Below are 12,445 nucleotides of genomic sequence, written 5' to 3' on the forward strand. Positions count from 1 at the left end.
CCCCGACCCCACCTGTTCGCCCCACCCCCTGATCGACACTCTGGTTTCGAGACGCCCCGAAGCGAGCGAGCGGATCGTCCGCTCGAATCGACTGGCGTCTCCGAGCCGCGGCGAGGATGTATCGCATCTTTCGCATGATGGGGGGTTAATCCGGTGTCAGGTCAACTGGTGACGGGTCTGAAGTGTCGACTCTGCGGCAAGCTCTACCCCAAGGAAGCGCTCAACTTCTGCACCGACGACTTCGGGCCGCTGGAAGTGGCCTATGACTATGAAGCCGTCGGCCGCACCCTGACCCGCGAAGCGATCGCGGCCCGCCCCCGCACCATGTGGCGCTATCGCGAGCTGCTGCCGATCGACGGCGAGCCGACCGTCGGCAGACACGTCGGCTGCACCCCCCTGATCCGCGCCGACCGGCTCGCGAAGGAACTGGGGGTCGCCGAGCTGTACCTCAAGAACGACGCCGTCAATTATCCGAGCCTGTCGTTCAAGGATCGGGTGGTGGCGGTTGCCTTGTCCAAGGCCGTGGAGCTGGGCTTCGAGACCGTGGGCTGCGCGTCGACGGGGAACCTCGCCGGCAGCGTCGCCGCCAACGCCGCGGCGGCCGGGCTGGAGGCCTACGTCCTGATCCCGGACGGCCTCGAACAGGGGAAGATCCTGGGTGCCACGATCTATGGCGCGAAGGTCGTCGCCGTGAAGGGGAACTACGACCACGTCAACCGGCTCTGCTCGCAGATCGCCTTCCGCTACGGTTGGGGCTTTGTGAACGTCAACCTCCGGCCGTTCTACGCCGAGGGGTCGAAGACGATGGGCTACGAGATCGCCGAGGACCTCGGCTGGCGGGCCCCCGACCACGTCGTCGCGCCGATGGCCGGCGGCAGCCTGATCGGCAAGCTCCACAAGTCGTTCCGGGAGTTGGAAACGCTCGGCCTGATCGACGGCCCCGTGAAGACGAAGATGTTCGGCGCCCAGGCCGCCGGCTGCAATCCGATCGCGAACACGGTCAAGACGGGCGCGGGCAAGGTCAAGCCGATCCGCAACCCGGAGACCATCGCCAAGAGCCTCGCGATCGGCGACCCCGCCGACGGCTGGTTCGCCTCCAAGATGATCCGCGAGACCGGCGGCTGGAGCGAGGACGTGAGCGACGACGCCATCGTCGACGCCATGCGGCTGCTCGCCGAGACCGAAGGCATCTGGGCCGAGACCGCCGGTGGCGTCACCCTGGCCGTCGCCCGCAAGCTGATCGAAGAGGGCCGGATCGACCGCGATGGATCCACGGTCCTCTGCATCACCGGCAACGGCCTGAAGACCCAGGAAGCGCTCGTCGACCACCTCCCCCGGCCGGTCGTCATCAGGCCCACGCTCGCAGATTTCGAGGCCCTCGTCGAGGACGGCGCCGAGGCTTTCGCCGGGCTCACCTCGACGTCATTCGCTTGATCACAGGCGAGGACTGGCGTCCGTCTCGTCTCTTATTCTATACAGTCCCCCCAGGCAGGAACTCCTCAGATGGCACTGGTCCGCATCCCCACCCCCCTCCGCCCTCAGACCGCCGGGCTCGACAAGGTCCAGGCCTCGGGCGCGACGGTCGGCGAAGTTCTGGCCGACCTCGGCCGCCAGCACCCGGCGATCCAGGATCGCCTCTTCGACGGCGCGGAAATCCGGCGGTTCGTCAACATCTACGTCAACAACGAGGACGTCCGCTACCTCGAAGACCTGGAGACCCCGGTCGCCGAGAAGGACGAGGTCAGCATCATCCCGGCCGTCGCCGGCGGCTGATCCACGGCCCACGCCCCCGACCGCGCCCGCGAACGACGCACGCCCCCGGAGCCCGATATGTCCGCCGCCTCGACGACCCCCGACCCGCTGCTCGACCGCTACTCCCGACAGATCCGCTTCCCGGCCCTCGGCGAGGACGGCCAGCGCGCCTTGATGAAGAGCCGGGTGACGCTCTGCGGCTGCGGCGCGCTGGGGACCGTCCTGGCCAACCACCTGGCCCGAGCGGGCGTCGGCCACCTGCGGATCATCGACCGCGACTTCATCGAGACCCACAACCTCCAGCGGCAGATCCTCTTCGACGAGCAGGACGTCTCCGACAATCTCCCCAAGGCCGAGGCCGCCGCTCGGAAGCTCCGGCGCATCAACAGCACGATCGAGATCGAGCCGGTGGTCACCGACATCGACCACACCAACGCGCTCGACCTCATGGGCGACGCCGACCTGATCCTCGACGGCACCGACAACTTCGAGACCCGCTACCTCATCAACGACGCGGCGGTGAAGCTGGGCAAGCCCTGGATCTTCGGCGGGGTCATCGGCTCCGAAGGCCAGACGATGACCATCCTCCCCGGCGAGACCCCCTGCCTGCGCTGCGTGATCGAGACCGCGCCGCCGCCGGGCATGACCCCCACCTGCGAGACGGCCGGCGTCCTCGGGCCCGCAGTCGCCGTCATCGCCTCGTTCGAGGCCGTCGAGGCGATCAAGGTCCTCACCGGGGCGAAGGAAGCGCTCAACCGCGACCTGATCATGGTCGACCTCTGGGACTGGACCTTCCGGCAGCTCAAGGTCTCGGGCCTGTTCGGCAAGGTCGACTGCCCCTGCTGCAAGCACCGCAAGTTCGAGTGGCTGGAGGGGGAGATGGGCTCGCACACGACGGCCCTCTGCGGACGCAACGCCGTCCAGATCGCCAGCCGTCGCCCCGAGCCGCTGAAGTTCGCCGAGATGGCAGAGCGACTGCAGGGCGTCGGCGAGGTCCGCCACAACGCCTTCATGCTCCGGTTCGCCACCGAGGGCTACGAATTCACCGTCTTCCCCGACGGCCGCGCCATCATCAAGGGGACCAACGACATCGCCAAGGCGCGAACGCTCTACGCCCAGTTCGTCGGCGCCTGACAAACGCCCTCTCCCGCCCGCCTTCTCGACCGCACCGCGACCAGACCGTCGTGGACGGCCCTTCTCGGAGCCTCCGATGATCTATCTGGACAACGCCGCCACCAGCTTCCCGAAACCCGAGCCGGTCTATCAGACGCTGGACCGCTTCGCGCGCACCGCGCTGGCCAATCCCGGCCGCGCCGGCCACCGGATGGCGATGGCGGCCGAGAAGGCGCTCGACGACGTCCGACACGCACTGAACCAGTTCTTCCGGGGCGAGTCGCCCGACCGCTGGGTCTTCACGTTGAACTGCACCGACGCCCTGAACATGGCGATCAAGGGGATCGTCCAGGAGGGGGACCACGTCGTCCTGACCGACCTCGAACACAACTCGATCAGCCGGCCGATCCGCGCGCTCGAGAAGGCGGGGAAGATCACGACCACGCGCGTCGTCTCTCGCGAGGGCTACGTCACGGCCGAGGAAGTCTCGGCCGCCCTCACCCCCCGAACGAGCCTCGTCGCGATCACCCAGGCGAGCAACGTCCTGGGGACGGTCCAGCCGATCGCGGCGGTCGCCCAGGCCGTCCGCACCGCCGGCGCGCTCCTTTTGGTCGACGCCGCCCAGTCGGCGGGCGTCGTGCCGATCGACCTCAAGTCGACCCCGATCGACCTGCTAGCCCTCCCCGGCCACAAGGGGCTTTACGGCCCGACCGGGACCGGAGCGCTCTACACCGGGCCTCGGGCCGACGGCCGCGTCCGCGCCTGGCGAGAAGGGGGGACCGGCGGCGATTCGTCTTCGGAGTCGCAACCCACGCTCCGCCCCTACTTCCTCGAAGCCGGCTCGCCCAACGTCCTCGGGATCGCCGGCCTGGGCGCGGGGATCGCCTGGGTCGCCGAACGCGGGCCCGGCGCCCTCCGCAAGCATGAGGTCGACCTGCTCCAGCAGGCCGTCGACTGGGCCGAGCGTAACGACGCCTGGCGAATCGCCGGACGCTGGGAGCCCGAGACCCACGCGGGCGCCCTCTCGCTCTTCACCCCCGAGGGGCTCTCCCCCCAGGACCTGGCCGCCGTGCTCGACGTGACGTTCGACATCGCCGTTCGGCCGGGCCTCCACTGCGCCCCCTACATCCACCGCAACCTGGGCTCGTTCCCGGACGGCCTGCTGCGGCTCTCCCCCTCGCCGTTCACCACCCATGACGACATCGCCCAGTTCCTGGACGCGCTCTCCGAGATCACCGCGGGCGTCGTCTGAGTCCGGCCGGAGTCTCCTCAGGCGCGTCCGTCGCGGCCGGTCGTCGCGAACTCGACGGTTTCCAAACGACGAACGCGCGATTAGACTCTTACCCGGCCGCCTCTCCTTTTGTAAACGGCCGAGCACGCAGCCAAGCCATCACCGCCTCCTGGGATATCCACCTTCATGTCGTTCGCCGGTCTGCTCGCGGCGGTGGCCATCGGACTGAACCTCCTGGCCCTGCCGTTCCTCGTGATGCTCCTCCTGTCGTCCGTCGCGGCCATCGTATCTCCGCGTAAGACCAAAACGCCCGCAACCCCCGCGTCCCGGTTCCTGATCGCGATCCCGGCCCATGACGAGCGGAGCGGCGTCGCGCGGACCGTGCGAAGCTGCCTGGCCCTGGACTATCCCCGCGAGATGTTCCAGGTCCTGGTGATCGCCGACAACTGCAGCGACGACACCGCCGAGATCGCCGCCGCCGAGGGCGCCGAGGTGCTCGTCCGCACCCACGACGTGAAGAAATCCAAGGGCTATGCGCTGGAACATCTGATCGAGCAGCTCGATCAGTCAGGCCGGCTGGCGGACCTGGACGCCCTCGTGGTCATCGACGCCGACAGCACCGCGTCGGCCGACCTGCTGCGGAAGTTCGACGCCAAGATCCTCGAAGGCTGCGACTGGATCCAGTGCTACGACATCGTCGACAACGCCGGCGCCTCCTGGCGGACCCGACTGATGACGTACGCCTTCAGCCTGATCAACGGCGTCGGGCCCTGGGGTCGCTACCGGCTGGGCCTGAGCTCGCCGCTGCACGGCAACGGCATGTGCTTCACCGTGAACGGGCTGAAGCGCGTCCCCTGGCGGGCGTACGGGCTGGCCGAAGACTACGAATACTCCTGGGTCGTCCGGATGGCCGGCGAGCGGATCGCCTTCGTGCCCGACGCCTCGGTCCACGCGACCATGCTCGAAGGGGGCGGGGAGGCCGCGGCCAACCAGCGCCGGCGTTGGGAGTTCGGACGCAAGGAGATCAAGGGCCGCCTGTTCGGGCCGATGATCCGCGACCGCAAGCTGAGCCTCGTCGAGCGTCTGACCTCGGCCATCGAGATGAAGACGCCGCCGATGATGACGCTGCTCGGGCTGCTCGTGCTGCTGGCGATCCTGAACGTCGCCGCGGCGTCGGCGTTCCCCCACCCGCTCTCCCACCCGGCGACGTGGGTCCTGCTGGGGGCGAGCGTGCTGATGGTCCTCTCGGTCGGGATCTACGCGCTGAGCCCGTTCCTGGTCTTCAATCTCCCCTGGAGCTACCTGGGAACGCTGGCCTACGTGCCGATCTACGCGGTGTGGAAGTTGATGGTCCGGTTGGGGGGGAAACCGACCCAATGGGTCCGGACGACGCGGTCGGTCGGGCGTTGAACAGAGCCCGGGGCTCGCGGCCTCGGAGAACGACGTCTTGCCAATTCGTCGAAAATGCTGTCTGATTTAGTCTTGGAGAGAGGGTACAGGAAGGGGCGGGTCGGGGCCATGAGTTCGAGGACCATGCCGAAAGGCGGACGTCCCGACCGAAGCGCCCCCTCGATCGATTTGGAACACCGTCCCGACGAAATTGTGGGTTGGAAAAGGCTCAGGCGGACTCCCGTTCTCGTGGATCGAGCCCGCCGGGCGTGTCAGGAGATCTTCGATGTCTGTCCGCGTCGGTATCAATGGTTTCGGTCGCATCGGGCGCCTCGTCTTCCGCGTGCTCGCCCAGAAGCCTGAGCAGTTCGACGTCGTTGCGATCAACGACCTGGCCGATCCCAAGCACCTGGCCTACCTGCTGAAGTACGACAGCGTGCACGGCCGCTTCAACGGCACGGTCGAGGCCGCCGAGAAGGCGCTCGTCGTCAACGGCAAGAAGATCGCCATCACGTCCGAGAAGGACCCGGTCAACCTGCCCTGGAAGTCGCTGGGCTGCCAGGTCGCGCTCGAGTCGACCGGCTTCTTCACGAGCAAGGAACAGCTCCAGAAGCACATCGACGCCGGCGCCGACCGCGTCATCCTGAGCGCCCCGGCCAAGGACAAGCTGGACGCCACCATCGTCCTCGGCGTGAACGACTCGGTCATCAACAAGGACCTGAGGATCGTCTCGAACGCCTCGTGCACGACCAACTGCCTCGCCCCGCTCGCCAAGGTGATCAATGACACCTTCGGCATCGAGAAGGGCCTGATGACGACGATCCACGCGTACACGAACGACCAGCGCGTGGCCGACCAGATCCACAGCGACCTCTACCGCTCCCGCGCCGCGGCGATCAACATGATCCCGACCAAGACGGGTGCGGCCAAGGCCGTCGGCGAGGTCATCCCCGAGCTCAACGGCAAGCTCACCGGCTTCGCCATGCGGGTCCCCGTGCCCGACGGCTCGGTCGTCGACCTGACCGCGATCCTCAAGAAGAGCGTCACCAGGGACGAGCTGAATGCGGCCGTCAAGGCGGCCGCCGACGGCCCCCTGAAGGGCATCCTCGAGTACAACGCCGACCCGATCGTCTCCACCGACATCATCGGCAACCCGCACTCCTCGATCTTCGTGCCCGACCAGACGATCGTCCTGGACGGCAACTTCGTCAAGGTCCTCTCGTGGTACGACAACGAGTGGGGCTACTCGAACCGGACCGTCGAGCTGATCGCCAAGCTGGGCGCCCTCTGAAACCGCTGAGCCGGGCGTGAACGCCCGCCGCGTCCCAACCCATCGGCCCGCTTCGACGCCGTCCCCGGCCCGCCGGGGCCCGTGACGGAGCGGGCCTTTTTTTCTTCCAGGCCCCATCAGGATACAACGATGCCCAAGCAGACGGTCCGCGACCTCGACGTGAAGGGGAAGAAGGTCCTCGTCCGGGTCGACTTCAACGTGCCCCAGACCAAGGACGGCGAGGTCGCCGACGACCGCCGCATCCGTTCGGCCTTGCCGACGCTGAAGGACGTCCTCGATCGCGGCGGGTCGCTGATCCTCATCAGCCATCTCGGCCGTCCCAAGGGGGATCCGACCGTCGACGCCCCGTTCAAGCTCGACAAGGTCGCCGCCAAGCTCCAGGACCTCCTCGGCAAGCCCGTCGAGAAGGCCGACGACACGGTCGGCCCGAGCGCCCAGAAGCTCGCCGCCGACCTCAAGCCGGGCGGAGTGCTCGTGCTCGAGAACGTGCGGTTCAACAAGGGCGAGAAGAAGGGCGACCCCGAGTTCGCCAAGGCCCTGGCGAGCCTGGGCGACGCCTACGTCAACGACGCCTTCGGCACCTGCCACCGGGACGAGGCGTCGATGGTCGCCGTCCCCGAGCAGTTCCCCGCCGAGAAGCGCGCGATCGGCTTCCTCGTCGAGAAGGAGCTGAACATCCTCGACACCCTGCTCAAGAACCCCAAGCACCCGTACGTCGCGGTGATGGGCGGGGCCAAGGTCTCCGACAAGATCCTCGTCATGGAGAGCCTGCTCGCCCAGGTCGACAAGCTGCTCGTCGGCGGGGCCATGACCTACACGTTCCTGAAGGCCAAAGGGATCGAGATCGGCAAGAGCCGCGTCGAGCTGGACAAGCTGGACGTCGCGAAGAAGCTGCTGGAGACGGCCGGCGACAAGATCGTCCTGCCGGTCGACCACCTCATCGCCGACAAGCCCGAGGCGGGCGCCGAGACCCGCGCGACCGAGGGCCAGGAGATTCCCGAGGGCTGGTTCGGCATGGACATCGGCCCCAAGACGATCGAGGAATATTCCAGAATCGTCCGCGAGGCCGGCGCCGTGGTCTGGAACGGCCCGATGGGCATGTTCGAAGTGGAAGCCTTCGCCGACGGGACCAAGGCCGTGGCGCTGGCGATGGCCGAGTCGTCTGGCGTGACGGCCGTCGGCGGCGGCGAATCGGCCGAGGCGATCCAGAAGTTCGGCTACGCCGAGAAGGTGAGCCACGTCTCTACCGGCGGCGGCGCGTTCCTCGAATCGCTCGAGGGCAAGGAGTTCAACTCGATCAAGGTCATCCCCGACCGTTGATCCCTCGTCGAGCATACGGCTCCGATCAAGGCGCGGACGCTCCGGAGATTCCGGGGCGTCCGGCCGATCGTGGGGCGATCATTGCAGCGTGGTCGTCGGCGGGGCGCCGACGAAGATCTGCTTGACCTCTCCGTAAAGGCCCGCCGGCACGCCGATGAACGTCGCCGCGGCGGCTTTCACGATCCGGTTGTCGCCGGAATTCTCCCAGTATTCGCGCGGTTTGTAGAGCAGCGGGTGGCGGTCCACCGTGGAGATCGGCCGCGCCGCCGGGGCGTCGAGATACGCCTGGTCCTCGGCGTCGAGCCCGGAGAGGGTCGGCTCGTCGGCGATGGAACGCCGCCCCCCCGTGCCGTGGCAGCCGGACGTCGCCAGGATCGTCGCCGCCAGCATCAGGAACGCGAAAAGCTTCAGTCTGATCATGGTCCTTGATCCTCACGTCGGGTCGACGCGCAGCGATGGTCGATCCGGTGTTCCGTCACGGATCCTCCCAAGGATACCCGACGGAATCGAGATCGGTCGGCGATCATCGGGTTGCGGGGAGTCCGAATGTGACGCACCAGTACGGCGTACCGTCTTTAGCGGTCGCGTAGCCCAGACCCACCTGGCGGTAATCGCCGAGGATGTTCTTGCGGTGGGGGGGGCTGGTCAGCCATCCCCGCATGACCAACTCGGGGGAGTAATGGCCATACGCGACGTTCTCTCCACAGCGCCGGTAGCGATACCCGAGATTTTGCACCCGATCCGCGACCGACGAGCCGTCGGCCCCCTTGTGCGTCATCTGGCCGCGTCCGGCCATCTCCTCGGCGTGGAGCTGTGCGGCCTCTTGAAGCTCCGGGCTGATCTCCACACGGGTCCGCTTCCGCTCGGCGCGAGCCCGGTTGTGCAGCCTGAGCAACGATTCACGGACCCCGTCCAGCTCCATATCTCCCGGTGCGTCGGGAGTCGGCCAGGGGCGGGCCTCGCCGGGGACGGTCAACGGCCGGGGCCACACGTCGACGCCGGCGCAGCCCTGGAACAGGACGAGCGTCGCGACGGCCCCCGCGAGTCGGCGAAGCGTACGCATCCTGACGAAGATCATGGTCGTTCCATCTCCGCCCGCATTCGAGGCCTCGCGACGACTGGGAACCAGTGTCGCACCCCCTATCATACCTGAGGATCGAGCGGCCGAGCCCTTCGCCCTTCGTGAGACCCCACCGGAACCATGACGCACGCCCCGTCGCTCATCTCGTTCGACCTGGAGACCACCGGACTCGACCCCGCCGTGGACCGCATCGTGGAGGTCGGCGCCCTGGTGCTCGACGGGGACGGGAACATCGTGGACCGGTTCGAGCGGTTGATCAATCCCGGCCGCCCCATCGCGGCGACCGCCAGCGCGGTCAGCGGCATTCATGACTCCGACGTCGCCGAATGCCCGTTCGCGGCCGAAGTCCTGCCCGACTTCCTCCGCCTCCTCGACCGGGCCGCCGACGCCCCGCTGATCGCCCACAACGCCGCGTTCGACGCCGGTTTCCTCGGCATGGAGCTGGCTCGCGCGGGTCTGCCGATTCCTGCCCGCCCGGTGGTGGACACACTCCCCCTGGCCCGCGCCAGGCTCCCGGAATTGCGGAGCCATCGGCTGGACCTGCTGGTCGCTCACTTCGGGATCGCGCCCCGGGCTCGGCATCGGGCCTTCGAAGACGCGGCGGCCGTGGCGGCGCTGTGGTTTCGGCTCGACGGTCCCAACCTGGATTCGCGGGCGATGGTCTCGTATCCTATCCGCGACGGATCGAAAGCGATCCGTCCGCCCCTCGGCTGGGAGCGGCTCGACGAGGCCCTGTTCCGATGCCTTCCCGTCCGGATCGCCTATGTCGGCGGTTCGCGAGGCGACGCCCCCCGACTGGTCACGCCGAGGCGATTCGCCCATCGAGGCGGCATCGCCTACCTCGTGGCGACTTGCCATCTCGACTCGATCGAGAAGTCGTTCCGGCTCGACCGGATTCGCACATATGAAGTCCTGGACGAGTCCCGTCCCCCGGAGGTCGCGACGCCGTGCCCCGACTGCTCGTAAGCGTGAGATCGGCCGACGAGGCCCGCAGGGCCCTGGCCGGAGGCGCGTCCATCCTCGACGTCAAGGAGCCCGCGAACGGCCCGCTCGGCCGCGCCTCGTTCGAGACCTGGCGCGAGATCCGTAGCGTCCTGCCGGGGGGCGTCGCGCTCAGCGTCGCCCTGGGCGAACTGCCCGAATGGCTCGACGAGCGTCGCCCCGACGTGCCCGACGACGCCTTCGAGGACGTGACGTTCTGCAAGGTCGGCCTGGCGGGCGCGGGACCCGGATGGGAATCGGCCTGGCGCGAGCTGCGCGCGACCCTCCCGACGAGGGGCTGCCGATGGATCGCCGTCGCCTATACCGACTGGCGGGCGGCCGGTTCGCCCCCCCCTTCGGAAATCCTTGATGGGACGCCGCCCGAGTGTGCGGGCGTCCTGTTCGACACCTGGGACAAATCCAGCCCGGCGGCGTGGACTCCGGAACTCGCCGCCATCGCGGGCCGGGTGATCGAAAAGGGCCTGATGCTGGCGGTCGCCGGCAGCGTCACCGCTGCGACGGTCGATCGGCTTGCTGTGCTCCGACCGCACGTGATCGCGGTGCGCGGGGCCGCCTGCGAGGACGGCGACCGCATGCGGGACCTCGATTTACATCGGGTCGAGGAGTTGGCCGAGATCGTCGGCAAGCTGCCGGACGCCCGCCTCCCCTAGCCGATGTCGAAGCGGATCCCCTGGGCGAGGGGGAGGTCGGCGCCGTAGTTGATGGTGCAGGTCTGCCGGCGCATGTAGGCCTTCCACGAGTCGGAGCCGGCCTCGCGGCCGCCGCCGGTGGCCTTCTCGCCGCCGAAGGCCCCGCCGATCTCCGCGCCCGACGTGCCGATGTTGACGTTGGCGATGCCGCAGTCCGATCCCTGCGGCGAGAGGAACCTCTCGGCCTCGATCAGGTCGCGGGTGAAGATGGCCGAGGTCAGCCCCTGTTCGACCTCGTTCTGGATCGCGATCGCCTCGTCGATGTCCCGATACGGAATCGCATACAGGATCGGCGCGAACGTCTCCTCGCCGACGATCGCCATGCCACGCTTCGCCTTCACCAAGGCGGGCCGGACGAAACAGCCGGGGCGATCCAAACGCTCGCCGCCGACGACGACCTCCCCCCCCTGCTCCACCGAGCGATCCAGGGCGTTCTTCATGGCCTCCACGGCCTGCTCGTGGATGAGAGGGCCGACCAGGACGCCGTCGTCCCAGGGGTTGCCGATCGGCAAGGTCGCGTACGCCCGGGCGAGCCGCTCGACGACCGTCTCATAAAGCGATTCATGGACGATCAGGCGGCGGGCCGTCGTGCAGCGCTGGCCGGCGGTCCCCACGGCGGCGAAGGCGATGCCCCGGATCGCCAGGTCCAGGTCCGCGCTCGGGGCGACGATGACGGCGTTGTTGCCCCCCAACTCCAGGATCGTCCGGCCCACACGGCGGCCCACGACCTCTGCGACGCGACAGCCCAGCCGGCAGCTCCCGGTGGCCGAGATCAAGGGGAGCCGTTTATCGTTGAGCATCGGCTCGCCGACGTCTTCGATCGAGCCCAGGCAGAGGTTGAACACGCCCGGAAAGCCTTCGTCCTCGGCGACCCTGGCGACGAGCTTCTGGACCGCCGTCGCCGTCAGCGCGGCGAGCGGCGAAGGCTTCCAGACGACCGTGTCGCCGCAGACCGCCGCGACCATCGCGTTCCAGGCCCAGACGGCGGCCGGGAAGTTGAACGCGGTGATCACGCCGATCGGCCCCAGCGGATGCCACTGCTCCATCATCCGATGTCGAGGCCGCTCGCTGGCGATCGTCAGCCCGTAAAGCTGGCGCGACAACCCAACGGAGAAATCGCACATGTCGATCATTTCCTGGACCTCGCCCTCCCCCTCGGAGCGGATCTTGCCGGTCTCCAGGGTGATCAGCAGGCCCAGGTCGGCCTTGTGCTTGCGTAACTCCTCGCCAATCTTCCGGACCACCTCTCCCCGGCGCGGGCCGGGCGTCGTCCGCCATCTCGTGAAGGCGTCGGCCGCGTGCCGGACGACCTCGTCGTACACGGCCCGGCTCGCGAGCTTGACCCGCCCCAGGGGCTTGCCGTCGGCGGGGTTGAAGGACTCGATCTCCTCGCCCCCGGGGTCTTCGATCCAGCGGACGTGACAGGCGCCCGACTCGACCGGCCCCAGTCCCAGCCGCTTCAGGAGGTCTTCGAACATCGTGAGGAGCTCCTCATGTCCCGGACCGGGCGAATCCCTTTCCCATTCTACTGCGTCCCGCCGGCTTCGGGGATAAGATGCAGGAGTCGCGACGTCCAC

Annotated in this window: 12 protein-coding genes; 9 read left to right on the top strand and 3 right to left on the bottom strand. The window is 68.2% G+C overall.

Annotation, left to right across the window (positions count from 1 at the left end; translation table 11 throughout):
- The first annotated feature begins 153 nt into the window (after positions 1 to 153).
- From thrC to VT85_RS19535, 7 genes are all read left to right on the top strand, one after another.
- Positions 154 to 1,434, top strand: coding sequence for a threonine synthase (gene thrC / locus VT85_RS19505; RefSeq protein WP_068419169.1), 1,281 nt, complete (start codon positions 154 to 156; stop codon positions 1,432 to 1,434).
- Positions 1,435 to 1,503: 69 nt separating this feature from the next.
- Positions 1,504 to 1,773, top strand: a complete 270-nt coding sequence (locus tag VT85_RS19510) for a ubiquitin-like small modifier protein 1 (RefSeq protein ID WP_068419172.1) — start codon at positions 1,504 to 1,506, stop codon at positions 1,771 to 1,773.
- Between the two features lie 57 nt (positions 1,774 to 1,830).
- Positions 1,831 to 2,886, top strand: coding sequence for a ThiF family adenylyltransferase (locus VT85_RS19515; protein ID WP_068419174.1), 1,056 nt, complete (start codon positions 1,831 to 1,833; stop codon positions 2,884 to 2,886).
- Between the two features lie 76 nt (positions 2,887 to 2,962).
- The gene (locus VT85_RS19520; RefSeq protein WP_068419177.1) at positions 2,963 to 4,117 is read left to right on the top strand and encodes an aminotransferase class V-fold PLP-dependent enzyme; all 1,155 of its coding nucleotides are present in this window, start codon (positions 2,963 to 2,965) and stop codon (positions 4,115 to 4,117) included.
- A 165-nt stretch (positions 4,118 to 4,282) separates the two neighbouring features.
- A complete protein-coding gene (locus VT85_RS19525; RefSeq protein ID WP_068419180.1) occupies positions 4,283 to 5,506 on the top strand; it encodes a glycosyltransferase family 2 protein in 1,224 nt (407 codons plus the stop codon).
- 265 nt (positions 5,507 to 5,771) lie between these two features.
- Positions 5,772 to 6,776 (top strand): type I glyceraldehyde-3-phosphate dehydrogenase, encoded by a 1,005-nt coding sequence (gap, locus tag VT85_RS19530; protein ID WP_068419183.1) that lies wholly within the window; start codon positions 5,772 to 5,774, stop codon positions 6,774 to 6,776.
- A gap of 129 nt (positions 6,777 to 6,905) precedes the next feature.
- A complete protein-coding gene (locus tag VT85_RS19535) occupies positions 6,906 to 8,096 on the top strand; it encodes a phosphoglycerate kinase (RefSeq protein WP_068419186.1) in 1,191 nt (396 codons plus the stop codon).
- Positions 8,097 to 8,174: 78 nt separating this feature from the next.
- Here VT85_RS19535 and VT85_RS19540 read toward each other — a convergent pair whose 3' ends face one another.
- On the bottom strand, positions 8,175 to 8,516 hold the full coding sequence (locus tag VT85_RS19540) for a hypothetical protein (protein WP_068419188.1): 342 nt from the start codon (positions 8,514 to 8,516) through the stop codon (positions 8,175 to 8,177).
- Positions 8,517 to 8,619: 103 nt separating this feature from the next.
- The gene (locus tag VT85_RS19545; RefSeq protein WP_068419191.1) at positions 8,620 to 9,174 is read right to left on the bottom strand and encodes a CAP domain-containing protein; all 555 of its coding nucleotides are present in this window, start codon (positions 9,172 to 9,174) and stop codon (positions 8,620 to 8,622) included.
- A gap of 123 nt (positions 9,175 to 9,297) precedes the next feature.
- On the opposite strand from VT85_RS19545, the gene VT85_RS19550 reads away from it, so the two are divergent.
- On the top strand, positions 9,298 to 10,143 hold the full coding sequence (locus tag VT85_RS19550) for an exonuclease domain-containing protein (protein ID WP_068419196.1): 846 nt from the start codon (positions 9,298 to 9,300) through the stop codon (positions 10,141 to 10,143).
- The gene (locus VT85_RS19555) at positions 10,125 to 10,829 is read left to right on the top strand and encodes a (5-formylfuran-3-yl)methyl phosphate synthase (protein WP_068419197.1); all 705 of its coding nucleotides are present in this window, start codon (positions 10,125 to 10,127) and stop codon (positions 10,827 to 10,829) included. The genes VT85_RS19550 and VT85_RS19555 overlap by 19 nt, the downstream gene beginning before the upstream one ends.
- Here the strand turns inward: VT85_RS19555 and VT85_RS19560 are convergent.
- Complete coding sequence (locus VT85_RS19560) at positions 10,826 to 12,346, bottom strand: aldehyde dehydrogenase family protein (protein ID WP_068419201.1); 1,521 nt, start codon at positions 12,344 to 12,346, stop codon at positions 10,826 to 10,828. The two genes, VT85_RS19555 and VT85_RS19560, sit on opposite strands and share 4 nt — an antisense overlap.
- Positions 12,347 to 12,445: the final 99 nt, after the last annotated feature.

The organism is Planctomyces sp. SH-PL62, from assembly GCF_001610895.1.
GTDB lineage: Bacteria > Planctomycetota > Planctomycetia > Isosphaerales > Isosphaeraceae > Paludisphaera.